23 protein-coding genes and 1 pseudogene are annotated in these 26,570 nt (G+C 73.8%); 15 read left to right on the forward strand and 9 right to left on the reverse strand.

Annotated elements, in window-relative coordinates; translation table 11 throughout:
* Positions 1-110: 110 nt before the first annotated feature.
* Entirely contained in the window at positions 111-1,445 is a 1,335-nt protein-coding gene (locus tag ACH4XV_RS46220) for a coenzyme F420-0:L-glutamate ligase (RefSeq protein WP_395800266.1), read from the reverse strand.
* Positions 1,445-2,407: a 2-phospho-L-lactate transferase gene (gene cofD, locus ACH4XV_RS46225; protein WP_395800268.1), complete on the reverse strand. Its 963-nt coding sequence runs from the start codon at positions 2,405-2,407 to the stop codon at positions 1,445-1,447. Before cofD ends, ACH4XV_RS46220 begins: the two co-directional genes overlap by 1 nt.
* 138 nt (positions 2,408-2,545) lie before the next feature.
* Between cofD and ACH4XV_RS46230 the strand changes: the two genes are divergently transcribed.
* Positions 2,546-3,541, forward strand: a complete 996-nt coding sequence (locus tag ACH4XV_RS46230) for an NAD-dependent epimerase/dehydratase family protein (RefSeq protein WP_395800270.1) — start codon at positions 2,546-2,548, stop codon at positions 3,539-3,541.
* Between the two features lie 38 nt (positions 3,542-3,579).
* Here ACH4XV_RS46230 and ACH4XV_RS46235 read toward each other — a convergent pair whose 3' ends face one another.
* Both ACH4XV_RS46235 and ACH4XV_RS46240 read right to left on the reverse strand, forming a co-directional pair.
* On the reverse strand, positions 3,580-4,698 hold the full coding sequence (locus ACH4XV_RS46235) for a sensor histidine kinase (protein ID WP_395800300.1): 1,119 nt from the start codon (positions 4,696-4,698) through the stop codon (positions 3,580-3,582).
* Positions 4,695-5,387, reverse strand: coding sequence for a response regulator transcription factor (locus ACH4XV_RS46240; protein ID WP_395800272.1), 693 nt, complete (start codon positions 5,385-5,387; stop codon positions 4,695-4,697). Before ACH4XV_RS46240 ends, ACH4XV_RS46235 begins: the two co-directional genes overlap by 4 nt.
* A gap of 283 nt (positions 5,388-5,670) precedes the next feature.
* Between ACH4XV_RS46240 and ACH4XV_RS46245 the strand changes: the two genes are divergently transcribed.
* From ACH4XV_RS46245 to ACH4XV_RS46255, 3 genes are read left to right on the forward strand one after another with little or no spacing between them, the layout of a single operon-like run.
* Positions 5,671-6,363, forward strand: a complete 693-nt coding sequence (locus ACH4XV_RS46245; RefSeq protein WP_395800274.1) for a glycosyltransferase family 2 protein — start codon at positions 5,671-5,673, stop codon at positions 6,361-6,363.
* Complete coding sequence (locus ACH4XV_RS46250) at positions 6,360-6,980, forward strand: DUF2064 domain-containing protein (protein WP_395800276.1); 621 nt, start codon at positions 6,360-6,362, stop codon at positions 6,978-6,980. Before ACH4XV_RS46245 ends, ACH4XV_RS46250 begins: the two co-directional genes overlap by 4 nt.
* The gene (locus ACH4XV_RS46255) at positions 6,977-7,657 is read left to right on the forward strand and encodes a class I SAM-dependent methyltransferase (RefSeq protein ID WP_395800278.1); all 681 of its coding nucleotides are present in this window, start codon (positions 6,977-6,979) and stop codon (positions 7,655-7,657) included. The genes ACH4XV_RS46250 and ACH4XV_RS46255 overlap by 4 nt, the downstream gene beginning before the upstream one ends.
* 44 nt (positions 7,658-7,701) lie before the next feature.
* On the opposite strand, the gene ACH4XV_RS46260 is transcribed toward ACH4XV_RS46255, so the two are convergent.
* Complete coding sequence (locus tag ACH4XV_RS46260; RefSeq protein WP_395800280.1) at positions 7,702-8,175, reverse strand: hypothetical protein; 474 nt, start codon at positions 8,173-8,175, stop codon at positions 7,702-7,704.
* Positions 8,172-9,338, reverse strand: coding sequence for a molybdopterin-dependent oxidoreductase (locus tag ACH4XV_RS46265; protein WP_395800282.1), 1,167 nt, complete (start codon positions 9,336-9,338; stop codon positions 8,172-8,174). Before ACH4XV_RS46265 ends, ACH4XV_RS46260 begins: the two co-directional genes overlap by 4 nt.
* Positions 9,339-9,451: 113 nt before the next feature.
* Here ACH4XV_RS46265 and ACH4XV_RS46270 point away from each other — a divergent pair.
* A pseudogene (locus tag ACH4XV_RS46270) lies at positions 9,452-10,561 on the forward strand (glycosyltransferase 87 family protein); the annotation flags it as partial.
* A gap of 221 nt (positions 10,562-10,782) precedes the next feature.
* Here the strand turns inward: ACH4XV_RS46270 and ACH4XV_RS46275 are convergent.
* On the reverse strand, positions 10,783-11,220 hold the full coding sequence (locus tag ACH4XV_RS46275) for a rhodanese-like domain-containing protein (protein WP_379999943.1): 438 nt from the start codon (positions 11,218-11,220) through the stop codon (positions 10,783-10,785).
* Positions 11,217-11,780 (reverse strand): cysteine dioxygenase, encoded by a 564-nt coding sequence (locus ACH4XV_RS46280; RefSeq protein ID WP_395800284.1) that lies wholly within the window; start codon positions 11,778-11,780, stop codon positions 11,217-11,219. The genes ACH4XV_RS46275 and ACH4XV_RS46280 overlap by 4 nt, the downstream gene beginning before the upstream one ends.
* Before the next feature lie 934 nt (positions 11,781-12,714).
* On the opposite strand from ACH4XV_RS46280, the gene ACH4XV_RS46285 reads away from it, so the two are divergent.
* From ACH4XV_RS46285 to ACH4XV_RS46295, 3 genes are all read left to right on the forward strand, one after another.
* Positions 12,715-12,984, forward strand: a complete 270-nt coding sequence (locus ACH4XV_RS46285) for a WhiB family transcriptional regulator (protein ID WP_078976971.1) — start codon at positions 12,715-12,717, stop codon at positions 12,982-12,984.
* Between the two features lie 132 nt (positions 12,985-13,116).
* The gene (locus tag ACH4XV_RS46290; protein ID WP_395800286.1) at positions 13,117-16,899 is read left to right on the forward strand and encodes a glycosyltransferase family 2 protein; all 3,783 of its coding nucleotides are present in this window, start codon (positions 13,117-13,119) and stop codon (positions 16,897-16,899) included.
* A complete protein-coding gene (locus tag ACH4XV_RS46295) occupies positions 16,896-18,365 on the forward strand; it encodes a DUF5719 family protein (RefSeq protein ID WP_395800288.1) in 1,470 nt (489 codons plus the stop codon). The genes ACH4XV_RS46290 and ACH4XV_RS46295 overlap by 4 nt, the downstream gene beginning before the upstream one ends.
* 69 nt (positions 18,366-18,434) lie before the next feature.
* Here ACH4XV_RS46295 and ACH4XV_RS46300 read toward each other — a convergent pair whose 3' ends face one another.
* Positions 18,435-18,800 carry a metallopeptidase family protein gene (locus ACH4XV_RS46300; RefSeq protein WP_078976974.1) on the reverse strand — a complete coding sequence of 122 codons (366 nt, stop codon included), beginning with the start codon at positions 18,798-18,800 and terminating at the stop codon, positions 18,435-18,437.
* Positions 18,801-19,066: 266 nt separating this feature from the next.
* On the opposite strand from ACH4XV_RS46300, the gene ACH4XV_RS46305 reads away from it, so the two are divergent.
* The 7 genes from ACH4XV_RS46305 to ahcY all read left to right on the forward strand — a co-directional run bounded on the left by ACH4XV_RS46305 (position 19,067) and on the right by ahcY (position 26,350).
* The gene (locus tag ACH4XV_RS46305) at positions 19,067-19,441 is read left to right on the forward strand and encodes a DUF3499 domain-containing protein (protein ID WP_174861553.1); all 375 of its coding nucleotides are present in this window, start codon (positions 19,067-19,069) and stop codon (positions 19,439-19,441) included.
* 106 nt (positions 19,442-19,547) lie between these two features.
* Positions 19,548-20,918, forward strand: a complete 1,371-nt coding sequence (locus ACH4XV_RS46310) for a phosphomannomutase/phosphoglucomutase (RefSeq protein ID WP_395800290.1) — start codon at positions 19,548-19,550, stop codon at positions 20,916-20,918.
* 103 nt (positions 20,919-21,021) lie between these two features.
* The gene (locus ACH4XV_RS46315; RefSeq protein WP_379999953.1) at positions 21,022-21,207 is read left to right on the forward strand and encodes a Trm112 family protein; all 186 of its coding nucleotides are present in this window, start codon (positions 21,022-21,024) and stop codon (positions 21,205-21,207) included.
* Positions 21,204-22,385 carry an SIS domain-containing protein gene (locus ACH4XV_RS46320; protein WP_395800292.1) on the forward strand — a complete coding sequence of 394 codons (1,182 nt, stop codon included), beginning with the start codon at positions 21,204-21,206 and terminating at the stop codon, positions 22,383-22,385. Before ACH4XV_RS46315 ends, ACH4XV_RS46320 begins: the two co-directional genes overlap by 4 nt.
* A 2-nt stretch (positions 22,386-22,387) precedes the next feature.
* Positions 22,388-23,626: a mannose-6-phosphate isomerase, class I gene (manA, locus tag ACH4XV_RS46325; protein ID WP_395800294.1), complete on the forward strand. Its 1,239-nt coding sequence runs from the start codon at positions 22,388-22,390 to the stop codon at positions 23,624-23,626.
* A 136-nt stretch (positions 23,627-23,762) separates the two neighbouring features.
* Positions 23,763-24,743 (forward strand): cation diffusion facilitator family transporter, encoded by a 981-nt coding sequence (locus tag ACH4XV_RS46330; protein WP_395800296.1) that lies wholly within the window; start codon positions 23,763-23,765, stop codon positions 24,741-24,743.
* Positions 24,744-24,901: 158 nt separating this feature from the next.
* Positions 24,902-26,350 carry an adenosylhomocysteinase gene (gene ahcY, locus ACH4XV_RS46335; RefSeq protein ID WP_395800298.1) on the forward strand — a complete coding sequence of 483 codons (1,449 nt, stop codon included), beginning with the start codon at positions 24,902-24,904 and terminating at the stop codon, positions 26,348-26,350.
* Positions 26,351-26,570 lie beyond the last annotated feature (220 nt).

The following is a 26,570-nucleotide window of genomic DNA, read 5'->3' on the forward strand; positions in this document are numbered from 1 at the left end:
CGGGCCGGCAGCGCCGAGCGGTGACGCACCGCGGTGAACCATGACGAAAGGGTGGGCCCCTCGCGGGCCCACCCCTTCGCCTGTCCGGGTTCCGCCGCCCGGTGCCGCGCTCAGCGCACCACGATCACGTCGTCCACCGTGCGGGCCGGACGCTCCCGGGGCGGCTCGGCCGGCCGGCCCACCGCGACGGCGCCCATCGGGTCCCAGTCGGCGGGCAGCGCGAGCGTGGCGCGCACCACGTCCGGACAGAACATCGTCGACGACACCCATGCGGAGCCCAGGCCCTCGGCGGTCAGCGCGATCAGCAGATTCTGTACGGCGGCGCCCGCCGCGACGGTGAACATCTCCCGCTCGGCCCGCGAGCGCACCGGGTCGGGGTAGGCGTGCGCGCCGTCGGTGACCAGGCACGGCACCACCAGGTACGGCGCGTTGCGCAACACGTCGCCGCGCCCGACGCGCCGGGCGATCCGGTCCTCGTCCAGGCCGTCCGCGCGCAGATCCGCCACCCAGCGCGAGCGCATCGCGTCGAGCAGGTCGATCCGGGCCGGCGCGCTCTCCAGGAGCACGAAGCGCCACGGCACGGTGTGATGCGGCGCGGGCGCGGTGATCGCGGCGGCCACCGCGCGGCGTACCGCCTCCGGATCCACCGGCTCGTCGGTGAACGCGCGCACCGTACGTCGGGCGGTGATCGCGGTGCGGGCCCCCTCGGCGACCGCCTCGGCGGTACCGAGTCGGAACATGTCGTCCGCGGCGCCGCGCACCAGCGGGCGCACTCCGGCCCCGTCGGCCTCGGTGACCAGGTGCGCGAGGCCGCGCACCACCGCCACCGGGACGGCGCCGGCCTTGCCTTTGACCAGTTCGGCGGCGCTCGCGAGTTCGTCGACCACGGCGGTGATCGTCACCGCCAACTCGTTGCCGTGCGTGTCGATCCGCCCCCGGTGGTCGTCGACCGCGTCCAGCCCGGCGACGCCGATCGCGACGTCGGTGACCCCGTTGCGCCACGGCCGGCCGAAGGTGTCCGACACCACGACGCCCACCCGCACGCCGGCCCGCTCGGCCAGCGCAGCGCGCAACCGCCGGGCGGAGGCGTCCGCGTCCTCGGGCAGCAACAACAGCGTGCCCGGCTCGGTGTTGGAGGCGTCCACACCGGCCGCCGCCATCACGAAGCCGTGGCGGGTCTGCACGATCCGGGTCGACCCCTTGCGGGCGACCAGGCGGACCGCCTCGGCGTCGATCACCTTCTCCCGATCGACCCCGCGCAGCAGCCGACCCTCGGCCTTGCTGAAGATCTTCGAGGTGACCACGAGCACGTCGCCGTCGCGCAGTCCGGGACCGTCGGGGCCGGCCGCCGCGTCCGCGATCAGCGCTGCCAGGTCGGCGCCTTCGCCCATCTCCGGCAGCCCGGACACGCCCAGGATCGAGTAGCCGCTCGGCGGGGCGCCCATCACCGCACCTCGTCCGCGAGCGCGAGCGCGGCCCGGGCCATCTCGGCGGTGGCCTCGACATCGCTCATCAACAGCGGGATCGCCCGGCACGGGATGCCGGCGGCCTCCACGCTCAGCACGGCCGCCGCGTCGGCGGTGTCCACGAGCCAGCCGTCGAGCAGACCGGGGCCGTAGTGCTGCGCGACCGCCGCGGCGCTCGTCTCCACACCGACGGCCTCCAGGACCCGGTCGGCCATCCCGCGCACCGGGGCGCCCCCGATGATCGGCGACAGGCCGATCACCGGCGCCTCCGCGGCCACCAACGCCTCCCGGATGCCGGGCACGCCCAGGATCGTGCCGATGCTGACCACCGGATTCGACGGCGGGAACAGGATCAGGTCGGCCGCGGCGATCGCCTCCAACACGCCGGGCGCGGGCTTGGCGGTCTCGATCCCGACCGGCACGATCGCGTGCGCCGTCGGCGCGGCCCGCAGCCGCACCCAATACTCCTGGAAATGCACCGCCTTGCGGGTGCCGGGCTTGTCCGGATCATCGATCACCACGTGCGTCTCGACGCGGTCGTCGCTCATCGGGATCAGCCGCACCCCCGGCTGCCACCGCGCGCACAGCGCCTCGGTGACGGCAGACAGCGGATACCCGGCGCCGAGCATCTGGGTCCGCACGATGTGGGTCGCGTAGTCCCGATCGCCGAGCCCGAACCAGGTCGGCTCGACCCCGTAGGCGGCCATCTCCTCGCGAATGCTCCACGACTCGTCCCGACGCCCCCAGCCCTGCTCCTCGTTGATGCCGTCGCCGAGCGTGTACATGACGGTGTCGAGGTCCGGACACACCTTCAGCCCGAACAGGTGGATGTCGTCCCCGGTATTGCCGACGACGGTGATCTCCGCTTCCGGAACGGCCGCCTTGAGCCCCCGAAGAAACCGAGCCCCGCCGATACCTCCGGCCAGTACAACGATGCGCATGAAACCAGTCTCGCAGCACCCGACACCGAAGCGCCGGGGTGGGCGAACCCGACGCGCCACGACGGCAGGTCTTACGAACGGGTGACATCGGGGCGTGTGGGGGGATGAGGCGGCGCGGAGCGACTTAGCTTGGGCGGTATGAGGATCCTTGTCACCGGCGGAGCCGGGTTCATCGGGTCGCACGTCGTGGAGTGCCTGGTCGAGGCCGGGCACGAGGTGCGGGTCTTCGATCTGGTGTCCGTCGAGGGTGTGGACTCCGTGGTCGGGGACGTGCGCGACGCGGATGCGGTGGCGCGGGCGCTGGTCGGTGTGGACGCGGTGTGTCATCAGGCGGCCAAGGTCGGGCTCGGGCTGGATCTGGGGGACGCACCCGACTACGTGGGCTGCAACGACCTCGGCACCGCGGTGCTGTTGGCCGCCATGGGGCGCGCCGGTATCGGGCGGCTGGTGCTGGCCAGTTCGATGGTGGTCTACGGGGAGGGAGTGGGGCGGTGCGCCGAGCACGGTGACGTGGTGCCCGGTGCGCGGCCGATCGAGGCGTTGGAGGCGGGGCGCTTCGAGCCGCCGTGTCCGGTGTGCGGGATGGAGGTGACGCCGGGGCGGATCTCCGAGGAGGCGGCGCCCGACCCGCGCAACGTCTACGCCGCGACCAAGCTGGCCCAGGAGCACCTGGCCGGCGCGTGGGCCCGGAGCACCGGCGGCGTGGCCACCGCCCTGCGCTACCACAACGTCTACGGCCCGAGGATGCCGCTGGACACCCCGTACGCGGGCGTGGCCGCGATCTTCCGCTCGATGCTGCGCGCCGGGTTGCCGCCTCGGGTGTACGAAGACGGCGGCCAGCGGCGCGACTTCGTGCACGTACGGGACGTGGCCACGGCCAACCTGGCCGCCTTCGAGCGCTCGACGCCCGGTCTGCGGGCGTACAACGTGGCCACCGGCGTGCCGCGCACGGTGGGCGAGATGGCCCTCGCCCTGGCGGCCGCGCACGCGGGCCCGACGCCGATCACCACCGCGGAGTATCGACTGGGCGACGTGCGCCACATCACCGCCTCCGCGGCCCGGCTGGAGGCCGAACTCGGCTGGCGCGCCGAGATCGCATTCACGGACGGCATGGCCCAGTTCGCCCACGTGTGAGCGACCCGCCGGCCGGCGGGCCCGGAGCACCCCCGCCCTCACCCCGCCGGCAGGCGCACCTCGAAGCGGCAGCCCGTGCCCGTGTTGGCGACCGCGACCCGGCCCGCGTGGGCTTCGACGATGCCGCGGACGATGGCCAGGCCCAGACCCGCGCCGCCGGCCGGGGACGGGGTGCGGGCGTGGGTGCCCCGCCAGCCCGTGTCGAACACACGCGGCAGGTCCTCCTCCGGGATGCCGCCGCACGCGTCGGTGACCGAGACCACCACCTCGCCGGCGGCCGTGCGCACGCCGACCGCCACCGTGCCGTCCGACGGCGTGTGCCGGATCGCGTTGACCAGCAGGTTCGTCAAAGCCCTGGACATCTCCCGGCCGTCCACCCGCACCGGCACCGCGGCCATGTCCTCGCCCGCCACCCGGACCGATCGGGACCGGGCCAACTCCTCGGTGCCCGCCATCGCGTCCGCCACCAGGTCGTAGAGCGAGACCCGGGCCGGGGACAACTTCAACGCGCCCGCCTGGATCCGGGACAGCTCGAACAGGTCGTCCACCATGCCGCTGAGCCGATCCACCTCGGTGCGGATCCGCCGGTGATAGCGCGCCGGGTCCTCGGGCAGGCCGTCCTCCAGCGCCTCCGCCATCGCCCGCAGGCCCGCCAGCGGGGTGCGCAGATCGTGCGAGATCCACGCGATCAACTCGCGGCGCGCGTGCTCGACCGCGCGCTCGCGGGCGCGCGACTCGGCCAGCTGTACCCCGGCGCGCTCCAACTCGCGCCCCAGTTCGGCCAGTTCGGCCACGGCCGAGACCTGCCGCGGCGGCGCGGGCGGGGGCGGCCCGCCGCCGAGCGCCCGAGCGGTGCCGCGCAGCGCCCGTACGTCGGCCACCACCGGGCGGCCCAGCACCATCGCCACGGCGATCGCCAGCATCGCCGACACCGCGCAGACCACCATCACCACGGTCAGGTCGTGCGAGGACAACAACATCGCCTGCGAGACGCCGACGGTGCCCGCGGCCATGCCGGCTATCGTCACCACCGACATCGCGGCCAGCGCGACCGACAACGAGCGGTTGCGCAACGCCCGCAGGCCGAGCAGCCCGAGCAGCGTGACCCCCAGGCCGCTGCCCGCCGCGATCAGGCAGATCAGCGCGAAATCCTTCACCGGCACCCGGGTTCGACCTCCAAGCGGTATCCCACGCCCCACACGGTCACCAGGAGCCGGGGCGCGGCCGGGTCGTCCTCGATCTTCTCCCGCAGGCGCCGTACGTGCACGGTCACCGTGGACTGGTCGCCGAACTCCCACCCCCACACCCGGCGCATCAACTCCTCCCGGGTGAAGGCTCGGCCCGGCGCCGCCAGGAAGAAGCAGAGCAGGTCGAACTCGCGCGCGGTGAGCGAGAGTTCGCGGCCGGCGCGGAGCACCCGGTGGGCGTGCACGTCCACCTCGACGTCGGCGTGCCGAAGCACCGACGGCACCGCCGCCGCGACGGGCCCCGCGACGCGGCGCAGCACCGACTGCACCCGCAGGACCAACTCGCGCGGGCTGAACGGCTTGGTGACGTAGTCGTCCGCGCCGACCTCCAGACCGAGCACCCGATCGCCCTCGTCGCCCAGCGCGGTCAGCATCACCACCGGGATCGGGCCGCGCTCGCGCAGCCGCCGGCATACGTCGAGGCCGTCCATGCCCGGCAACATCAGGTCGAGCACCACGAGGTCGGGAGGGTCGGCGGCGGCCAGGTCCAGGGCGGACGGTCCATCGGCGGCGTGCGCGGTGTGGAACCCCGCACGTTCGAGATAGCCGACGACGACCTCGGCCACGGTCGGGTCGTCGTCGACGACGAGCACCTTCATGCCGGCGAGTGTAGGTGCGCGAAGGTGGACGATTCCGGCGCGGGTCGGATCCGTAAGCGGCCCGTAACCCACACGGCCGTATCGACGCGACGTCAGTACTTCGTAAGCACGTCATGCCTGGGTACACGCCGCACGCTTACCTAGCGTGAGCCGCATGGACGCCTCTTCAGCACATGCCGTGGAGCAATCCGCGGCCCATTTCGCGACGCGGTCCGCCGAGCCGGCCGCGCCACACTCCGCGGCCCGGGCCCGTTCCACAGCTCACTCCACAGAGCCATCCACGATGCACTCCGCGGCGCCCTCCGCCGCCCACACGGTGGACGTGGTGCTGCCCTGTCTCGACGAGGCCCGCGCGCTGCCCTGGGTGCTCGCGCGGATGCCGGCCGGATATCGCCCCCTCGTGGTGGACAACGGCTCGCGCGACGGCTCGGCCGACCTGGCCCGCTCGCTGGGCGCCGAGGTGGTGGTCGAGCAGCGGCGCGGATTCGGCGCCGCCTGCCACGCCGGGCTGCTCGCCGCGACCGCGCCGATCGTCTGCTTCTGCGACTGCGACGCGTCCCTCGACCCCGCCCAACTCCCCGAGGTGGTGGACCCGGTACGTGCCGGCGACGCGGACCTGATGCTCGGCCGCCGCCGCCCGCAGAGCCTCGGCGCCTGGCCGCTCCACGCCCGCCTCGCCAACGCGGTACTGGCCCGCCGACTGCGCGGGCGCACCGGCGCCCGCCTGCACGACCTGGGACCGATGCGCGCCGCCCGGCGCGCCGACCTGCTCGCCCTCGACGTCCGCGACCGGCGCTCCGGTTACCCGCTGGAGACGGTGGTCCGCGCCGCCGACGCCCGCTGGCGGATCGCCGAGGTCGACGTGCTCTACCGCCCGCGCGCGGGCCGCTCCAAGGTCACCGGCACGGTACGCGGCACCGTCACGGCCGTGCGCGACATGAGCGCGGTACTGGTCCGCCCCGGGCGGCCCGCATGACCACGCTGCTCGTGATCGCCAAGGCCCCCGTCCCGGGCCGGGTCAAGACCCGGCTGACCCCGCCGCTGACCCCCGACCAGGCCGCCGCGGTGGCCGAGGCCGCGCTCGCCGACACGCTCGCGGCGGTGCTGGCCACGCCCGCCCGCCGCCGCGTCCTGGTGCTCGCGGGCGCGCCGGGGCCGTGGTTGCCGCCCGGCTTCGAGGTGTGCCCGCAGCACGGCGGCGGCCTCGACCTGCGCCTCGCCGCCGCGTTCGCCGGGTGTACCGGGCCGACCCTGCTGGTCGGCATGGACACCCCGCAGATCACCCCCGACCTGCTCACCGTGGACTGGTCGGCCGCCGACGCGTGGTTCGGCCCGGCAACCGATGGCGGGTTCTGGGCTATCGGTATGCGTCGACCGGATCCCTCGGTCTTCCCCGGTGTGCCGATGTCGGTGCCCGAGACCGGCGCGGTACAGCGCGCCCGGCTGCTCGCCGCCGGCCTGACCGTGCGCGACCTGCCCACCCTGACCGACATCGACACGGCCGACGACCTGGCCGCCGTTACCCGCGACATCCCCGGCACCCACTGCGCCGGCGTGGCCCGCGCGCTGCTCGGCGACGGGGTGTACGCATGACCCTGGTCCACGAGCCGACGCCCGGGACGAACGCCGCGAGCGATCCGTACGCGGACGCCGCCGATCCGTACGCGGTCGCGCTGCGCGAGGGCGGCGCGCTCTACCTGCGTCGGCACGGCGGTCGGCGGCAGCGCCTCGAACTGGCCCGCTGGTGCGCCGAGCCGGACGCCGCCGACGACACCCTGCTGGTCCGCTGTACCGGCCCCACCCTCGACGTCGGCTGCGGCCCGGGCCGGCTGGCCGCCGCGCTGACCCGGCGCGGGGTGGCCGCGCTCGGCGTGGACCCGGTACCGGCCGCGGTGGCCCGCAGCCGAGCCGCCGGCGCGAGCGCGCTGTGCCGCTCGGTGTTCGAGCCGCTGCCGGGGGAGGGCCGCTGGGCGGTCGCGCTGCTCGCCGACGGCAACATCGGCATCGGCGGCGACCCGGCCCGGCTGCTCGACCGTATGCACACCCTGCTCGCCCCGGGCGGCCTGCTCCTGGTCGAGACCGACCCCCAGGACGTCCACGAACGTTTCGCGGCCCGGGTCGAGAACGCGGGCGGCGGCCACGGCGGCGCCTTCCGCTGGGCCAGGATCGGCACCCCGTCCCTCCGCCGCCTCGCTCCCGCCCACGCGTTCACCCCGACGGAGAGCTGGACCCACACGAAGCGCACGTTCGCCGCTCTGCGCCGGCACTGACCCGGGGCCGATCCCGCCCGCGTCCGTGCCCCACCCGCCCCCGCTCAGTCGTGCCCCCGCCCCCGCGCGTACCGCCACCCCACCACCAGCGCCGTCCCCGCCACCACCACGCCCCACACGATCGCCAGCCCGTCCGCGTAGTCCAGCGGCAGCACCGACGGATTCTGCGTGGGCAGCGGCCGCAACAGCGCCGGCAGCGCGATCAGCGTGCCCGCCACCCCCACCGCGAGCCCGCCGAGCACCGTCCGGCGCACCCACGCGGGCGGCCCCGGCCGCACCCGCATCACCAGCGCGCCGACCACGAAGACCACCACGGCGAATACCGCGTCGTGCAGCAGCAACCCACCGACCAGCCACTTCGCCAGACCCAGCCGATCGCGCAGGAACGGGTCGTCGCGGACCCCGACCACACCCCACCCGATCCCGGCCAGGCCCACCGCCCCGAGCACGAGGCGAACGACCGTGACCACCCGCCCCGTACGCGGCGCGACCGGCGGCGGCTCGAACGCCGTACTCATCGCACCACCTCCATCCTGGCGACCCACTTCGTCTGCAAGACGCCCGGCCGGTTCGGTGCGATGATCCGCGCGGGATACCCGTGATCCTCGGCCAGCGGAGCGCCGTTGAGCATCAGCGCCAGCAGGGTCAGCGGATCGTCGGTCCACTCGCCCGGCATGTCCATCACCGAGTACGGACTGAACCGCTCGTGCGAGAACACCCGCAGCCGATCCCCCGGCGCGGCCCCCGCCCGCTCCAGCAGATCCCGGATCCGCACCCCCGACCAGTGCGCCGACGCGCTCCAGCCCTCGACACACGTGATCGGCAACACCGACCGACTCTGCGGCATCGCCAACAACTCCGCCCGGGACAGCGCGAACGGCCGCGGCCCGGCCACCTCCAGCCGCCACCCGGGATCACGCACCGCCGCGAACACGCCCGCCGCGGCCGCCGTCCGGTTCACCGGCAGCCCCTGCGGCCCCAGATCCGCCCGCCGCGGCGCCAGTACCGACACCCGCCCCAGCGGCGTCACCGTCTGCCCCACCGTGGCCAGCGTGACCACACCCACCCCCGCGCCGAGCACGGTCAACAACCCGCGTCGCGACGGTCCGTGCGGATCCGCCGGCGCCCCGCGCGGCCGGCGCCAATGCGCCACGATCAGCGGCAACTTCACCGCCACGTGCAGCGTGATGGCCCCCGCCGCCACCCACGCGATCCAGTAGTGCGCCGGCACGAACGGGAACGGCCACGGATACCACTGGACGACGTTCAACAAACCGGTGCCCAACTCGAAGATCGCCGCCATCATCAACACCGCGACGGACAACCGCTCCAGGGCGTGCACCACCGACTTCGCCGGCGGCCAGGCGAACAGATGCGGATACACCACCCACAACTTCACCAGGAGCAACGGCACCGCGGCGATCCCGGTCGCCACGTGCAGCCCCTGGGTGACCCGATACCCCCACACCGGCCGCGCGGGCAACGCGAGCCAGTGCGGCTGATGTTGCAGCACATGGCTGTACACCCCGGTCAGGAAGCAGACCAGGAACGCCGGACCGAGCAACCGGCCCACCACCACGGCCGTGCGCGGATCGTGCAGCGTGTCACGGAAGGCCCCGGCCCGGAACGGACCCCGCCGCAACACGGCGGGCGGCTCCGGCAGGCGGATGTCGAGCTTCATGGGTCCAGCCAACGCGCAAAACCCGCCGCCGGCCCCCATTGACCGCCTTACGGAGTGCTGACGGTCGGCCCGGGATGCCCCGAAAGCGGCCCGGCCGCCGACAGACTCGCCGCATGCCACCGAGCCCGCCGCCCACGACCACGAGCGCGACCACGCCCACGCGCAGACCCGCGACTCCCGGCCCCGCGACCACGATCGCCGCCGCCGGCACCGGACTCGCCCTCGCGGCGGCCGTGGGCTGCGCGGTGTACGGGCCGTGGACGCACCCCGGCAGCGTCGGCGTATTCGTGGTCTACGGCGTCGCCTGGGCGCTGTTCGCCCTCGGCGCCCACCTCGTGCGCCGGCTTCCGGAGCGCCGCGCGGTGCCGCTGATCCTGCTCGGCGCGGTGGCGCTGCCCTTCCTCGCGACCGGCGCCGAACCGCGCACCAGCGACGACGCCTACCGCTACGCCTTCGACGGCCGGGTCCAGGCGGCGGGCCACTCGCCCTACACGCACACCCCCGCCGACCCCGAGGTGGCCCGCTACCGCGACGACTGGCTCTTCCCGAAGGGCGAGTGCGCCGGGTGGTTCCGGCACCCGTTGCCGGACGGCGGCTGCACTCGGATCAACCGACCCCAGGTGCACACCATCTACCCACCCGTGGCCGAGGCCTACTACCTGCTGGTGCACCTGGCCACCCCGCCCGGCGGACACGAACCGGTCCAGGCCGCCGCCGCGTTGCTCGCCGTCGCGGTCACGGTGAGCCTGCTCCTGGTGCTGCGCCGCTTCGGGCGCGACCCCAGGAGCGCCGTGTGGTGGGCGTGGTGTCCGATGGTCGCGCTCGAAGCGGGCAACAACGCGCACGTGGACGCGCTCGGCGTACTGCTCATGGTGCTCGGGCTGGCCGCGGTCGCCGCCCGCCGGCCGATCCTGGGCGGCGTACTGCTCGGCGGCGCGGTCGCGACCAAGATGTTCCCCGCCGCGGCCCTGCCCGCCGGGCTGCGCCGCGCCCCGGTGCGGCTGCTCGGCGCGGCCGGGCTCACCGTCGTGCTGGTCTACCTGCCGCACGTGCTCGCCGCCGGGCACGCGGTGCTCGGCTACCTCCCCGGCTACCTGGCCGAGGAACGCTACGACGACGGCGCCCGGTTCGGCCTGCTCGGCCTGGTGCTGCCGGTGGAGGCCGCCCCGTACGCCGCCGTCGTCGTACTGCTCGCCCTCACCGCCGCGGTGATCGCCCGCGCCGACCCCGACCGGCCCTGGCACGGCGCGCTCACCCTCACCGGCGGCATGTTGTTCGTACTCACCCCGGCCTACCCCTGGTACGCGCTGCTCGTGGTCGCGCTCGTGGCCCTGGACGGCCGGCGGTGGGAGTGGCTGGCGCTCGGCCCGGCCGGTTACGCGCTCTACCTCACCTGGGGCCTGGACCTGTCCCCGGACCAGGTCCGCGCCACCCACCAGATCGGCTACGGCGTGGCGTTGCTCGTCGTACTCGCCGCCGCGCTCGTGCGCCGGCTGCGTCCGGCGGACGGCACCACGGGCAGCCCCGCCGCCTTCCACGCCTGGAAGCCGCCGATCAGGTCGGTCGCCCCGGACAGCCCCAGGTCCACCAGGGAGGCCGCGGCGAGGCTCGATGCGTAGCCCTCGTCGCAGAACACCACCACGCGCACGTCCCAACCGGTCGCCTCGGGCACCCGGGCCGTGCCCTCGGGATCGAGCCGCCACTCCAGATGGTTGCGCTCGATCACCAACGCGCCGGGGATCGCGCCGTCGGCGTCGCGCTGGAAGTCGGGGCGGGTGTCCACCAGGATCGCCCCGTCGTGGAACGCGGCGTGCGCCTGCTCGGGGCTCACCCGCACGAGCCGGGCCCGGGCCAGGTCCAGGAGTCGGTCGACGGCGCTCACCACTGCTCTCCCGAACGCTCGACGCCGACCCGACGCAGCGGCGCGAAGCTCGGCCGGGCGATGTCCTCGGCCGCGTCGTAGAGGTTCATCGACGCCAGGCGCGGGCTGTACACGTGCACGCTGACCGCGGGCTCCGTGCCCATGTTGGTCACCTCGTGCACGTAGGTGGGCCCGAATACGCGGGTCGCGCCCGGGGCGAGCACCCGCTCGCGGGCGCCCGCCCGACGCAGCGGGGTGACCACGAGCGAGCGCTCGTGCAACTCGCCGGAGACCACGGTGAACACGCCGGACGAGCCGCCGTGGTCGTGCAGACCGGTGCCCTGGCCGGGCAGCCAGCTGAGCAGCCACACCTCCAGGTCCTCGGTCGCGGCGAGCCGCTTGTACCAGCGGGTGATCGGGTCGTAGCGGACCTGATCGAGGTCGGCGGCGACGAGGCCGGCATGCTGCCGGGCGAGCGCGGCGAGGCGGGCGACGGCGGGGCGCACCGGGGGAGCGACGGGGAGGGCGAGTACGGCGGGGGCGGCGAGCGGGTCGCCGGCGACGGTGATGTCGCTGGACATAAGGGGGAGTCCTTCGGGATGTCTGCGCGAAATCTCACGCGCGGCGGATCTGGCGAACGCGGCGGATCGAAAACGAACACGCGAGCGGCAGACGGCGACCCGAACAATCGACCGAATCGAACGAGTCGAACGGTCGTGTCGATAAAGGGGGAAAAAGGGGAGAAGCCCCTTCAATGAGTGCCGCCGCTGCGCGGAGGACTGCCGAAATGGCGTCCTCAGGCGTTACAGCCGGTACAACAGCTGTACACGTGGTCACACGGCGGACACAGCGCACAGAAGACCCGACGGGCGTCGACAGGACGACTCCGGAACAGGCTGCAGCGTGCGGACATGGGAAAAGGACACCGTCTGGGGGGTGGCCCTGTCAACTCGCCGCGGTCCGCCGCGCCCCGTCGGTCCCCGATTCGGGTGACCGGGGTCGCGGGCACGGGTGAACCGGGGCCGTGGACAAGACTGGGCACGGGTCGCCGGCGCGGGCGGACCCGAGGCCGCGAACTCGGCCGACCGCTGGCCGATTCGGGTGAGGAATCCGGGGAAGGGATTGAAGCTCGCGGGGCACGGGGAGGGCCATTTCCGTGTGACGTCGGTCATCATCGCGGTTTTCCGGTCCCGCCCGGGAACTGCGTGGATGGTGCGAGGCGTAGTCCCTTGTAGAGGTCATCACGGGTTGGCATCGAATGGCGTCGCGCCTCCCGCCGGTACGCTCCCCGCCCGGAACGTCGAGGCGATTGCGCGGCACAACAGGTTGTCCGGATGTGTCCATTTATGTGGTCAATCCGGATTGTTGTGGTCCCGGGGAGTGAATCCCCGCCCTAATAGCAGAGCCCGGCTTGACGTCGCAGCAACGACGCGCTTGTAATTTCACACACGTCGTGAACCGTTACCGGTAACGGCTTAATCACGGGGACGCAAAAACGGGTCGAGGAGGCACGCGATGGGCGAGCTGTTCCAGCTACTGGTCGCCGACGGCGAGAGTGAGGAGGAGGAGTTCGGTTGGCAGGAGCGCGCCCTGTGCGCCCAGACCGATCCCGAGTCCTTCTTTCCCGAGAAGGGCGGTTCGACGCGGGAGGCCAAGAAGGTCTGCCTGGCGTGCGAGGTGCGCGACGAGTGCCTGGAATACGCGCTGGCCAACGACGAGCGCTTCGGGATCTGGGGCGGACTGTCCGAGCGCGAGCGGCGCCGGCTCAAGAAGGCGGCCGTCTGACGCTCGCCGGTTCGGGCCCGCGCCCGATCCGGGCGGGGCCGAGGTGCCCGTCGCGTAGTGTGTGGGCCGTTCGGCCGGATGCCGGACCGCTGGTACCACGCCGCTACGAGCCCCCCGGGGTCCCCGCACTCGATGTCACTTTTCAGCCATCAGTCGGCATACGCGCAAGCTCCGGCTTTCCCACGGCACATCGTCACCGCGATCCTCGTCGCCCATGACGGGGCCCGCTGGCTGCCCCGCACACTGACCGGCCTGCTCGGTCAGGAGCGCCCGGTCCAGCGCGTCGTCGCGGTCGACACCGGCAGCACCGACGCCTCGGCGGGTCTGCTGGAGGACGCCCTCGGCCGGGACTCGGTGCTGCACACCGAGCGACGGACCGCGTTCGGTGCCGCCGTGAGCGAGGCCCTGCGCGCCGCGCCGCACCTCGACCCCGCGTCCCTGCCGTACCGCACCGACACGTACGACGTGTCGGATCCGTACGGCGACACCGACGAGGACCGCCCGCCGAGGTCGACCGAACCGGTCGAGTGGCTGTGGCTCCTCCACGACGACAGCGAACCCGCCCCCGACGCCCTGCACCTGCTGCTGCGCGCCGCCGACGAACTGCCCTCGGTGGCCGTGCTCGGCCCCAAGGTGCGCAGCTGGTACGACCGCAGGCAACTGCTCGAGGTCGGCACCACGCTCACCGGCAGCGGCCGACGCTGGACCGGCCTGGAGCGCCGCGAGCAGGACCAGGGCCAACACGACGCGATCCGCGGCGTGCTCTCCGTCTCCAGCGCCGGCCTGCTGGTGCGCCGCGACGTGTGGGAGAGCCTGGGCGGCTTCGACCCGCGTCTGCCGCTCTCGCGCGACGACACCGACTTCGGCTGGCGTGTCAACGCCGCCGGGCACCGCGTGGTCGTGGTCCCGGACGCGGTGATCCAGCACGCCGAGGCGGCCACGCGCGAGCGCCGGCCGATCGACGTCGCCGCCAACCGGCCGCACCGCGTGGACCGAGCGGGCGCCGCCTTCACGCTGCTCGCGAACAGCACCGGCGCCGGCTGGCCGCTGCTGTGGTTCCGCCTGCTGTTCGGCGGCCTGTTCCGCAGCCTGGGCTACCTGCTCGGCAAGCTGCCCGGCATGGCGCTGGACGAACTGCTCGGCACCGTCTCGGTGTTGCTGCGCCCCGCCGGCTTCCTGTCCGCGCGGCGGGCCCGGGCCCGCACTCGCACCATGTCCGACAAGGACCTGGGCGACCTGTTCCCCAGCCGCGCGGCCACCGTGCGGCACGCCGCCGAGGGCCTGATCGGCAACCTGCGGCGCAGCGAGGAACCGGAGAACCGGTCCGGCCGGCACAGCAGCGCCGAATCGGGCCCGGTCGACGAGGACGCCGAGTCGCTCGACACGGAGAACTTCGTCAAGCTGCGCATGCTGATGCGCCGCCCCGGCCTCTCGCTCGCCGTCGCGCTCACCCTGATCACCCTGTTCGCCGCCCGCGATCTGCTCTCCGGGGGCAGCCTGTTCGGCGGCGCCCTGCTGCCCGCGCCCGAGGGCGCGTCGGACCTGTGGGACCGCTACGCCGACACCTGGCAAGGCGTCGGCTTCGGCGAGGCGGCCAGCGCGCCGCCCTACGTCGGCGCGCTGGCCGCGTTCGCCACGCTTCTGTTCGGCAAGGCCGGCACGGCGGTGGCGGTACTGCTGATCGGCAGCGTGCCGCTGGCCGGGATGAGCGCCTACCTGTGCTCGCGCCGCCTGGTCTCCGCGCCGGGCGTGCGGGTGTGGGGGGCGTCCGCGTACGCACTGACCCCCGTCGCCACCGGCGCGATCGCCGGCGGCCGGATCGGCACCGCCGTCGCCCTCGTCCTGGCTCCAGTGGTCGCGCGCGGCGCGGCCCAGGTGCTCGGCGCGGGCGACCTCAAGGCGTCCATGCGCGCGGCCTGGGCCACCGGCCTGGTCCTCGCCGTCGTCGCCGCGTTCACCCCGCTGCTCTGGCTCGCCACCGCGCTGCTCGCGCTGATCGCAGTCGGGGTCTGCTTCGCCGGGCTGCTCGGCCCGCGTCCGGGCATCGGCCTGCTGCTGCGGGTCGGCGTGGTGCTGGGCACCCCGCTCGTGCTGCTCGGCCCGTGGACCCTGGCCCTCGCGGGCAAGCCGGCGCTGTTCCTGAGCGAGCCCGGCCTGGCCGGCGACGCGCTGGCCGAGAAGGGCACCAGCCCGGTCGGCCTGCTGCTGCTCGACCCCGGCGGCCCCGGCACACTGCCGATCTGGCTCACCGGCGCGCTGCTGGTCGCCGCGCTGGCCGCGCTGTTGCGCGACTCGCGTCGGGCCGCGGTGCTCGGCGCGTGGGCGGTGGCCCTGGTCGGCCTGCTGCTCGCGGTCGTGGTCAGCCACGCCGAGATCACCGTCGAGGCGACCGGCGCCAAGGTGCCCGCATGGCCCGGCGCGGCCGTCGTGGTGATCGCGCTCGGCTACGTGACCGCGGCGATGGTCGGCGCCGAGGACGCCCGCACCCGGGTCGCGGCCGGCAGCTTCGGCTGGCGCCAGCCCACCGCGGTGGTGCTGGCCGTGGTCGCCGGCGCCGCCCCGCTCCTGGCCGCCGGGACCTGGCTGTGGAAGGGCGCCGACGGCCCGCTGGAGCGGCGCGACCCGGTCGTGGTGCCCGCGTTCGTGGCCGAGGAGGCCACCGGCGCGCGCCACCCGCGCACCCTCGTACTCACCTCGCCCGAACCGGGCAACGTCAGCTACACGATCGTGCGCGGCGAGGGTCCGGCGCTCGGCGACGCCGAGACGGCGCCCAAGGCGTCCACGTACCGGCAATTCAACACCTTCCTGGGCAAGTTGATCGCCGGCGGCGGTGGCGCGGACGCGAGCATGCTGGCCCCGTACGGCATCGAGTTCATCCAGCTCAAGCCGCCGGTGGGCAGCGAGTTGACCGCCCGGCTCGACGGCACCCCCGGCCTGGCCCGGGTCGGCGCCACCCAGGGCGCCACGCTCTGGCGGCTGCAATACCCGGTCGGCCGGGCGCTGATCGTCGACCCCGACGGCAAGGCCAAGGCCCTGCCGACCACCCGCGAGGGCGTGTCCACCCGGATCGAGGCGGGCCCCCAGGGCCGGATCCTGCGGCTCGCCGAACGCGCCGACTCCGGCTGGCAGGCCACCCAGGGCGGGAAGAAGCTCACCGCCCGCACGCTGGACGGCTGGGCCCAGGGCTTCGAACTGCGCCCCGAGGCCGGCCGGCTCGAACTCACCCACTCCTCGGGCGGACACGGCGTCTGGCTGCTCGTGCAGGGCGTGCTCGTGTTCGTCGTGTTCGTCATGGCGCTGCCCGCCCGCCGGCGCGGCACCGACGACGACCTGCCCGAGGCCGCCGCGGCGCCGGTCGCGGCAGGCACTGCGGCCGGCGAGGGCGGCGGGCGGCGCGGCCGACGCAAGGCCGAGCCGGCCGAGCCGGCCGAGCCGGTCGAGGCGCCGGAGGCGGTGCCGGTCGCGGTGGGGGCCGACGGGCTCGACGCGTACGGGTTCCCCGAGTTCCCCGAACAGCGCACCGACCCGGCCGAGGCGCCGGTGCCGGTCGAGGCCTGGCAGGGCACGCCCTACGACGGCACCACGACGCCGGCGTACGAGCAGTACCCGCAGCAGGACTACGGGCAGCAGTACCAGGGCTATCCGGACTACCAGGGGTACCAGTACGACCAGCAGGCCCAGGGCCTGCCGGTCCAGGGCGCGCCCGACGGCTCGGACGCGGCGGGCTCCTTCGGCTGGAACGGGCAGCCGCATCAACAGCCGCACCAGCAGCCCGCCTACGACGAGTACGGCAACCCGCTGCCCCCGCAGCAGTACGACCCGACCGCCTACCAGGACCCCGCCGCCGGCCGCCCGCCCGAGCCGCGCTCGGGTGACGATCCGTGGCCGCCGTCCCCGCAGGGAGACCGCCCGTGAAGCGCACCACCCTCTCCCTGGCCGCCGTCGTCGCGCTGCTGGCCGTCGTCGTCGGCCTGGCGGTCGTGACCCGCCCGACCGAGAGCAAGGCCGCGCCGCCGCCCGCGGCGCCGCGGGTGCCGGTGCAACAGGCCGAGGTGTCCTGCCCGTTCGTGCGCCAGCTGCCCGGCAGCTCGACCGCGGTCTCCGCGCTCGCCCCGCCCGCCCAGGCCGGGGCGAGCGGCGGCGAGGCGAGCGTCGTCGAACTCGGCGACCGGACCAAGGTGCGCACCAAGGTCGAGGCCCCGGGCAAGCTCGCGAGCATCGGCGTGGACAACACCGACGTGCCGCCGCTCCTGGGCACCGCCTCGGGCGCGTTCGCCCCGGGCTTCGGCGCGGGCGCGGTCACCCGGGTGCCCAGCAACGCCGGCCGCGGGCTGGCCGGGGTCACCTGCGAGGCGTCCACCACCGACCGCTGGTTCGTCGGCGCCGCCACGACGGAGAACCGGGAGGCGTACCTGTACCTGTCCAACAGTCGGGACACCCCCGCCGTCGTCGACGTGGAACTGTTCGGGCGCAACGGCCCGATCGAGTCCGAGGCCGGCCGCGGCATGTCGCTGGCCCCCGGCGCCTCGACGGCGATCCTGCTGCGCACGCTCAACCCGAGCGCGATCGAGCCCGGCCTGGCAGTGCACGTGATCGCGCGGTCCGGGCGGGTCGGCGCGGCGATCCGGGACCAGGAGGGGGCGGTCGGCACCGACTGGCTGCCCTCGTCCGGCGCCCCGGGCCGCAATTTGGTGATCACCGGTCTGCCCGCGATCACCGGCGACGCCGGCAACGTGCAGCTGATGCTGTTCTCGCCGAGCGGGGAGAGCACCGACGTGCAACTGTCGGTCGCGGGCAAGGTGAACACCTTCAAGCCGGTCGAGCACGAGACCACCGAGGTCAAGGGCAACAAGCTGACCGTCTTCGACCTCGGCCCGGTCAACCGCGGCGACGCGGGCGCGCTCCGGCTGGTCTCCGGCCGCGCGGACATCATCGCCGGGGTCCGGGTGGTGCAGGGCGGCGGCACCGACGCGGAGGTGGCGTTCCTGAGCGCCACCCCGGAGCTGACCGGTCGCGCGCTGATCGCGGAGAACCGCACCGGCGGCGCGGTCGCCACGACCGTCACGCTGACCGCGCCCAAGGGCCCGGCCAAGGTCAAGCTCACCGCGTTCGGCGACAAGGGCGACCCGGTCTCCGCCGACGTCGAGGTACCCGCCGGCACCACCGTCCAGGTCAACGCCCCGGCCCCGGCCGGCGCCACGCGGTTCGCCCTGGTCGCCGAACCGCAGCCCGGCTCGCAGCCGGTGCACCTGGCCCGCACGGTCACCGAGACGATGAACAAGACCGCCGCGTTCACGGTGCAGCCCTTCGTGCCCGGCGTGGAGACCGTGGTGGTGCCCAACGCCCGCCAGGACATGTCCCTGCTGGTCCCGCAGCGGTAGCCGCACGCTCGCGAGACGACGAAGGCCCGGACCCCGCAGCGGGGGCCCGGGCCTTCGTGGTTCCGGCTCTCAGTCGTCGGGGTCGATGGTGTCCGGATCCATCCCCAACAGGTCCGCGACCTGCTCCACCAACACGTCGTTGACCAGCATCTCCAGCTCGGCCCGACCCTCCGCGCGCAGCTCCAGCGGGCGCCGGTACAGGATGATCGTGGCGGGCACGGCCTTGGTCGCCGGCACCAGCCGGCCCAGCGCCACCGCCTCGTCGCCGTTCACCGCCGTCTCGGCCTCGGGCACGTCCAGGACCGCGAAGCGGACCTCCTCCAATTGCGGCCAGCGCTTGGCGAGCCGTTCCACGACATCGGCGGCGAGGTCGTCGAACCGCTGCGCGCGGGTCAGCGCGATCGGCACGGGGGGCGGGGCGAGCGGGCCGCGCATGCCGCGGCCGTGCCGGTCGCGCCGACTGCGACGGCGCGAGTCGCGCTCGCGGGGGGAAGAGGGGACCGAGTGCTCGTTGTGCACGGCACGAGCTTAGGGCCTGGCCGCCCGATCCGGACCGGTCCGCGCCGCCCCGTCGAAGGACGTCGCGGACCGCCCCGAACGGGTGTCCCCATGCCGCCGACATCCTGTGAGGAGCGACACGTGAGTCACACCGCACCCGGATACCACGCGGGTTCGGCCCGCTTGCGGTACCGTCCATCGTCGTGAGCCCTGTACGTCGCTGTTCGCGGACCGCCTGCGGCCGAACCGCAGTCGCCACGTTGACGTACGTCTACGCCGACTCCACGGCCGTCCTGGGCCCTCTCGCGACCTACGCCGAGCCCCATTGCTACGACCTGTGCGCCGAGCACTCGGAGCGGCTGACCGCGCCGCGCGGCTGGGATGTCGTGCGCCTGGCGCCGGATCCGAGCGCGGGCAAGCCCAGCAGCGACGACCTGGAGGCGCTGGCCAACGCGGTGCGCGAGGCAGCCCGCCCGCCGCAGCCCCCGCAGCCCGCGCCCGAGCCGCCGGACCGCGACGGCCGTCCCGAGACCGGCCGCCGCGGCCACTTGCGCGTTCTGCGCTCACCCGAGAGCTGACCGCCGGCCGATAGGGTCTGAGGCGTCGTCCGCGGGGCAGGGGTCGACGGACAACGGCCAACACCGCGGCGAATCGCGACCGCGGTCGAGCGAGTGGAGTCTTCGGGTGCGCGACCTCTCCCAGATCGTGAAGGCGTACGACGTGCGGGGCGTGGTCCCCGACCAGCTGGACGCCGACACCGCGCGAGCACTGGGCGCGGCGTTCGTCCGGGTCACCGGAGCCGAGGCGATCGTGGTCGGCCGGGACATGCGGCCCTCCTCGCCCGAGTTGTCCGGCGCGTTCGCCGAGGGCGCCGCGGCCCAGGGCGCCGACGTCACGCTGATCGGGCTCGCCTCCACCGACGAGCTGTACTTCGCCAGTGGCAGCCTGGACCTTCCCGGCGCGATGTTCACCGCGAGCCACAACCCCGCGCAGTACAACGGCATCAAGATGTGCCGCGCCGGCGCCGCGCCGATCGGCCAGGACAGCGGCCTCGCCGACATCCGCGCGCTCGCCGAGGCCGGCGTGCCCGACTTCGCCGGCACCCCGGGCACGATCGGCGAGCACGACGTGCTCGCCGACTACGCCGCGCACCTGCTCGGCTTGGTCGACCTGACCGGCATCCGGCCGCTGAAGGTGGTCGTGGACGCGGGCAACGGCATGGGCGGGCACACCGTGCCGACCGTGCTCGGCGCCGCGAGCGGGCTGCCGCTGGAGATCGTCCCGCTCTACTTCGAGCTGGACGGCTCCTTCCCCAACCACGAGGCGAACCCGCTGGACCCGAAGAACCTGGTCGACCTCCAGGCGAAGGTCCGCGAGAGCGGCGCCGACCTGGGCCTGGCCTTCGACGGCGACGCCGACCGCTGCTTCGTGGTCGACGAGCACGGCGACCCGGTGTCCCCCTCGGCGGTGACCGCGCTGGTCGCGGTCCGCGAGATCGCCCGGGCGAAGGCCAACGGCGAGGCGAAGCCGATCGTCATCCACAACCTGATCACCTCCCGCGCGGTGCCCGAGATCGTCGCCGAGCACGGCGGCGAGGCGGTGCGCACCCGGGTGGGCCACTCGTTCATCAAGGGCGAGATGGCGAAGACCGGCGCGATCTTCGGCGGCGAGCACTCGGCGCACTACTACTTCCGCGACTTCTGGCGGGCCGACACCGGGATGCTCGCCGCGATCCACGTGCTCGCCGCGCTCGGCGGCCAGGACCGCCCGCTGTCCGAGTTCGCGAGCGAGTACGACCGCTACCCGGCCTCCGGCGAGATCAACAGCGAGGTGCTCGACCAGGCGGCGGCGACCGCGCGGGTCCGGGCCGCGTTCGTGGACCGGCCCGGGGCCGCCGTGGACGACCTGGACGGCATGACCGTGGTCGCCGACCGGTGGTGGTTCAACCTGCGCGCGTCCAACACCGAGCCCCTGCTGCGGCTGAACGTCGAGGCCGACGACGAGGCGACCATGATCGCGATCCGCGACGAGGTGCTGGCACTCGTCCGGGACTGACCGGTCGGCTCGGTAAGGTGATGGGTTCAATCGGACGACTGCCGCACCGGACCCGGACGAACAGGTACGAACGGTACGAACAGTCGGAAATGTGGGAGATGTCGTGAATCTGGAACCGTCGCAGCTGGCGATCCTGACGTGCCCGGTTTGCCACGCCTCGCTGCACCGGGACGGGGACGCCGCGCTGGCCTGCGACAACTCCTCCTGCGGGCTGGTGTACCCCGTCGTCGACGACATCCCGGTACTGCTCGTGGACGAGGCTCGCCGGTCGGGCACCGATCGGGCATGAACATCCTCGACGAGGCCCTGCTGGACGACCAGGACGGCATCGCCCGGGCCGATACGGCGGAGACCCTGCGGGCGCTGGCCGGTGCCGGCGCCCAGGTCCGCCGGGCCGTGCAGGCCGCGCGCGAGGCGCTGCCCGCCGCGATCGCGCCCCGGGACCGGCCGCGCACGGTGATCCTGGCCGCGCCCGCGTACGGGCCGCTCGGCCATGCGCTGCGCGCGGTCACCGGCGCCGACGCGGCACTGCCGGTGATCCTCGGCACGGGCGGCACGCTGCCCGGCTGGGCCGGTCCGATGGACCTCGTGTTGACGGCCGGGCGCGGCGACGAGCCGGGCCTGATCGACCTCGCCGGCCAGGCCTACCGGCGCGGCTGCCAGACGGTCGCGGCCACGCCCGGCGGGTCGGCCCTGGACGCCGCCGTACAGCAGAGCCGGGGCGTGGTGGTCCGAGTCCCCGTCGACGCCGGCTCCGTGGGCGCGGCCGGCTACGCCGACGAGACCGTGTTCGCCGCGCAGACCGCGTTCTGGCCGCTGTTCACCGCGCTGCTCGCGATCACCGGCGCGTGCGGCGCGAGCGCGTTCACCCCCGGCGAGGGCCTGGCGAGCGTGGACGCGATGGCCGATCGCCTCGACGAGACGAGCACCCGCTGCCGGCCCGCCGCCGAGGCGTACCTCAACCCCGCCAAGGGCCTGGCCGGCGCGATCGCCGGCACCATCCCGGTCGTGTGGGGCGCGGGCACCGTGGCGGGCGTGGCCGCCGAGCGCTTCGCCACGATGCTCACCGGCGTGGCCGCCGCACCCGCGCTGTCCGGCCCGCTGCCCATCGCCGGCCGCTATATGGACCGGGTCTTCCAGGCGGGCGAGGCCGGTGCCGCCGAGGACCCCGACGACTTCTTCCGCGACCGGGTGGACGAGCCCGACCCGGTGCGGATGTACCCGGTGCTGCTCGTCGACCACGACGACCCGGCCGCCGCCGCGCCCGTCGACCACGCCCGCCGCACCCTGGGCGCGCTGGGCCGGGCGGCCGTCGGCGAGGTCGGCGCCCGCGGCGGCAGCCCCGTCGAGCGCTTGGCCGAGCTGATCGCCGTCACCGACTTCGCGGCCGTCTACCTGGCCCTGGGCACCGGCGTGGGTCCCGCCGCGCCGGGGCTGTTCCCCTGGACCGAAGGTGGTCCCCGCTAGCCATGGACCGCCTTCTCAACCGGGTCCGCGCCAACGCGTGGGGTTCGCTCACGGCCATCCCCGAACTGCTCGGCGTCGCCCCCACGGGCGAGCCGCAGGCCGAGCTGTGGATGGGTGCCCACCCCGGCGCGCCGTCCGAGGTCGATCGCGGCTTCGGGGCCCGCTCGCTGGTCGAACTGATCGCCGCGGACCCGGCCGGCGAGCTGGGCCCGGACACCGCCGCCCGGTTCGGTCCGCGCCTGCCGTTCCTGCTCAAGGTGCTGGCCGCCGAGGAGCCGCTGTCGCTCCAGGTGCACCCCGACGCGGTCCAGGCCAGGCAGGGCTTCGCCGAGGAGGAGGCGCGCGGCGTGCCGATCGACGCGCCGCACCGCAACTACCGCGACTCCAGCCACAAACCGGAGATGATCTGCGCGCTCGGCGACTTCGAGGGCCTGGTCGGCTACCGCGAGATCGCCGAGACGCTGAAGCTGCTCGACGCCCTCGACGTGCCCGAACTGGCCCCGTTCGCCCGGGCGTTGCGCAATCCGGACGAGGAGGCGGCGCTACGCGCGGCGACCACACACGTGTTGATGCTGCCCGAGCGCCTGCGCACCACGGTGGTGGACGCGGTCGCCGCGGCCTGCCGCCGACTGGCCGCGAACGGCTCGCCCTACGCGGAGGCGTGCGCCGCGGTCGCCGGTCTGGCCGAGCGGCACCCGGGCGATCCCGGTGTCGCGGTGGCGCTGCTGCTCAACCACATCCGGCTGCGCGAGGGCGAGGCGGTCTTCCTCGCGGCCGGCATGCCGCACTCCTACCTGCACGGGGTGGTGGTCGAGATCCTGGCCAACTCCGACAACGTGCTGCGCTGCGGCCTGACCGACAAGCACATCGACGTCGGCGAGCTGCTGCGGATCATGGCCTTCCGGGCCGGACCGGTGGAGATCCTGGGCCCCGAGCCGAGCGCGGCGCACCCGGGCGAGGAGGTCTACACGACTCCCGTGGCCGACTTCCGCCTGTCCCGGCTGCCCGCCGGCCCGGGCTGCGGGCCGCATTTTCTGGACACCGCCGGTCCGCAGATCCTGCTGTGCGTACGCGGCTCCGCCACCGTGCGACAAGAGCCCGAGCCGGGGGGCGCGGCCGCAACGACCCTCGACCTGGCGCGCGGCCGGTCGGTGTACATCCGCGCGGGTGAACCCCGCGTCGCGGTCACCGTCGACGGCGCCGACGGCCTGGTCTTCCGGGCGACCGTGCCCTGCCGCTGAGCGCCGCCGGCCGAGCGCGGCCGGGCGTACTTACCGCAAGTCTGCCGGGGTAGACGCCGGCCCGATGACACACTGATCGCCGACACAGGCGGCCGGTGACGACGACGGTGGTCAACCAACGGGCGGGAGTCGATTCATGAGTGCGGGCGGCGGGACCAAGGCGGTCGTGGCGGCACTGGCCGCGAACCTGGGGATTGCGGTGGCCAAATTCGTGGCCTTCGCCTTCACCCGGTCCTCGTCGATGCTGGCCGAGGGCGTGCACTCGCTGGCCGACTCCGGCAACCAGGTGCTGCTCCTGGTGGGCGGCAAACGCTCGGAACGCGACGCCACCCCCGAGCATCCGTTCGGCTACGGCCGCGAGCGCTACATCTACGGCTTCCTGGTCTCCATCGTGCTGTTCTCCGTCGGTGGCATGTTCGCCATCTACGAGGGCTACGAGAAGATCGCCCACCCACACGAGTTGAAGAGCTGGTACTGGGCGGTCGGCGTGCTGGTGTTCTCCATCGTCCTGGAGGGCTTCTCCTTCCGGACCGCGATCAAGGAGTCCAACCAGCATCGGGGTTCGCTGACGTGGGCGCAGTTCATCCGCCGGGCCAAGTCGCCGGAACTGCCGATCGTGCTCCTGGAGGACTTCGGCGCGCTGATCGGCCTGCTCCTCGCGCTCGGCGGCGTCGGCCTTGCGGTGGCCACCGGCGACGGCGTCTGGGACGGCGTCGGCACGCTGTGCATCGGCGTGCTGCTCGTGCTGATCGCGATCGTCTTGGCCCTGGAGACCCGCAGCCTGCTGCTCGGCGAGGCGGCCGGGATCGAGACGGTCCGCGAGATCGAGGCGGCGATCGTGGCCGGCCCCGACGTCGAGCGGCTGATCCACATGCGCACGCTGCACCTCGGCCCGGAGGAACTGCTGGTCGCGGCCAAGATCGCGGTGCGCCACGAGGACACGGCGGCCGACGTGGCCCGGGCGATCGACGCCGCCGAGGCCCGCATCCGCGCCGCCGTCCCGATCGCCCGAGCGATCTACCTGGAACCGGACATATACCGGGCCGACGAGGCCGCCCGCGGCGCCGATCCCGAGGCGACACCTGGCGGAAAGTACCCGCACACGCCAACCGGATGAGATGTTAACGTCGTTGGCGCACAACGACAGTCGCTGCAGAGGGCGGTCGGGTCTCGGGCCCGTAGGCACAGAAGTGTCCGACTGGATGGCACGTCATCGGCGCCCCCGGCACCGGTGTGTCTCCAGTCCCATCCACCCCCCCGCAGAAGGATCGAATCATGGCTTCGCAGCTCGACGGCGACTTCAAGGTCGCCGACCTCTCCCTCGCCGCGTTCGGCCGCAAGGAGATCACCCTCGCCGAGCACGAGATGCCCGGCCTCATGGCGATCCGGCGTGAGTTCGCCGCGGCCCAGCCGCTGGCCGGCGCGCGGATCATGGGTTCGCTGCACATGACCGTGCAGACCGCCGTGCTGATCGAGACGCTGACCGCGCTCGGCGCCGAGGTGCGCTGGGTCTCCTGCAACATCTACTCCACCCAGGACCACGCCGCCGCGGCCATCGCGGTGGGCCCCGAGGGCACCCCCGAGGACCCGCGCGGCGTGCCGGTCTACGCCTGGAAGGGCGAGACCCTGGAGGAATACTGGTGGTGCACCGAGCAGGCGCTGAACTGGCCCGGGCACGACGGTCCGAACATGATCCTCGACGACGGCGGCGACGCCACGATGCTCGTCCACAAGGGCGTCGAGTTCGAGAAGGCCGGCGCCGTCCCGGACGCGACCGCCGACGACTCCGAGGAGTACACGGTCTTCCTGGCGCTGCTGCGCGCCAACCTGGCCGAGAACCCCGGCAAGTGGACCGCGATGGCCCCCGGCATCAAGGGCGTCACCGAGGAGACCACCACCGGTGTGCACCGCCTGTACGAGATGTTCCGGGAGGGCTCGCTGCTCTTCCCGGCGATCAACGTCAACGACTCGGTCACCAAGAGCAAGTTCGACAACAAGTACGGCGTGCGCCACTCGCTGATCGACGGCATCAACCGCGCCACCGACGTCCTGATCGGCGGCAAGGTCGCGGTCGTCTGCGGCTACGGCGACGTCGGCAAGGGCTCCGCCGAGTCGCTGCGCGGCCAGGGCGCCCGGGTCATCGTCACCGAGGTCGACCCGATCTGCGCGCTCCAGGCGGCGATGGACGGCTACCAGGTCACCACGCTGGACGAGGTGGTCGAGATCGCCGACATCTTCATCACCACCACCGGCAACCGCGACATCATCATGGCGTCGGACATGCAGCGGATGAAGCACCAGGCGATCGTCGGCAACATCGGCCACTTCGACAACGAGATCGACATGGCCGGCCTGGCCAGGATCCCGGGCATCGTCAAGGACGAGGTCAAGCCGCAGGTGCACACCTGGACCTTCCCCGACGGCAAGACGCTGATCGTGCTGTCCGAGGGCCGCCTGCTCAACCTGGGCAACGCGACCGGTCACCCGAGCTTCGTGATGTCGAACAGCTTCACGAACCAGACCATCGCCCAGATCGAGCTGTTCACCAAGCCCGAGGAATACCCGATCGGCGTGTACGTGCTGCCCAAGCACCTCGACGAGAAGGTCGCGCGCCTGCACCTGGACGCGCTCGGCGTCAAGCTCACCACCCTCACCGAAAGCCAGGCCGCCTACATCGGCGTGCAGGTCGACGGCCCGTACAAGCCGGACGCGTACCGGTACTGACCCCTACCTGGTCGACCCGCTCGACCCGATCGGTGCGGTGACGCGCCGATTCGTCGACGCGGGTCGGCATACTCGCCCGTCCCACGGACAGACGCACGGACGGACAACGGATCGGCGGTGGGGGGGGGGGGGGGCGCCCCCCCCCCCGCCCCCCCCCCGCCCGCCGCCCCCCCCACCCCCCCGGGGGGGGGGGCCGGGGCGGCGCCACCCAGTGGCCGCC

It is taken from the genome of Embleya sp. NPDC020630 (genome assembly GCF_044334985.1).
In the GTDB taxonomy this organism is placed as follows: Bacteria; Actinomycetota; Actinomycetes; order Streptomycetales; family Streptomycetaceae; genus Embleya.

Coding starts and splice junctions, on each gene's coding strand:
- manA (WP_395800294.1), top strand. CDS start 22,388: ATGGACCGCCTTCTCAACCGGGTCCGCGCCAACGCGTGGGGTTCGCTC.
- ACH4XV_RS46265 (WP_395800282.1), bottom strand. CDS start 9,338: ATGAAGCTCGACATCCGCCTGCCGGAGCCGCCCGCCGTGTTGCGGCGG.
- ACH4XV_RS46290 (WP_395800286.1), top strand. CDS start 13,117: ATGTCACTTTTCAGCCATCAGTCGGCATACGCGCAAGCTCCGGCTTTC.
- ACH4XV_RS46220 (WP_395800266.1), bottom strand. CDS start 1,445: ATGGGCGCCCCGCCGAGCGGCTACTCGATCCTGGGCGTGTCCGGGCTG.
- ACH4XV_RS46240 (WP_395800272.1), bottom strand. CDS start 5,387: ATGAAGGTGCTCGTCGTCGACGACGACCCGACCGTGGCCGAGGTCGTC.
- cofD (WP_395800268.1), bottom strand. CDS start 2,407: ATGCGCATCGTTGTACTGGCCGGAGGTATCGGCGGGGCTCGGTTTCTT.
- ACH4XV_RS46280 (WP_395800284.1), bottom strand. CDS start 11,780: ATGTCCAGCGACATCACCGTCGCCGGCGACCCGCTCGCCGCCCCCGCC.
- ACH4XV_RS46285 (WP_078976971.1), top strand. CDS start 12,715: ATGGGCGAGCTGTTCCAGCTACTGGTCGCCGACGGCGAGAGTGAGGAG.
- ACH4XV_RS46260 (WP_395800280.1), bottom strand. CDS start 8,175: ATGAGTACGGCGTTCGAGCCGCCGCCGGTCGCGCCGCGTACGGGGCGG.
- ACH4XV_RS46320 (WP_395800292.1), top strand. CDS start 21,204: ATGAACATCCTCGACGAGGCCCTGCTGGACGACCAGGACGGCATCGCC.
- ACH4XV_RS46230 (WP_395800270.1), top strand. CDS start 2,546: ATGAGGATCCTTGTCACCGGCGGAGCCGGGTTCATCGGGTCGCACGTC.
- ACH4XV_RS46250 (WP_395800276.1), top strand. CDS start 6,360: ATGACCACGCTGCTCGTGATCGCCAAGGCCCCCGTCCCGGGCCGGGTC.
- ahcY (WP_395800298.1), top strand. CDS start 24,902: ATGGCTTCGCAGCTCGACGGCGACTTCAAGGTCGCCGACCTCTCCCTC.
- ACH4XV_RS46255 (WP_395800278.1), top strand. CDS start 6,977: ATGACCCTGGTCCACGAGCCGACGCCCGGGACGAACGCCGCGAGCGAT.
- ACH4XV_RS46330 (WP_395800296.1), top strand. CDS start 23,763: ATGAGTGCGGGCGGCGGGACCAAGGCGGTCGTGGCGGCACTGGCCGCG.
- ACH4XV_RS46300 (WP_078976974.1), bottom strand. CDS start 18,800: ATGCGCGGCCCGCTCGCCCCGCCCCCCGTGCCGATCGCGCTGACCCGC.
- ACH4XV_RS46245 (WP_395800274.1), top strand. CDS start 5,671: ATGCACTCCGCGGCGCCCTCCGCCGCCCACACGGTGGACGTGGTGCTG.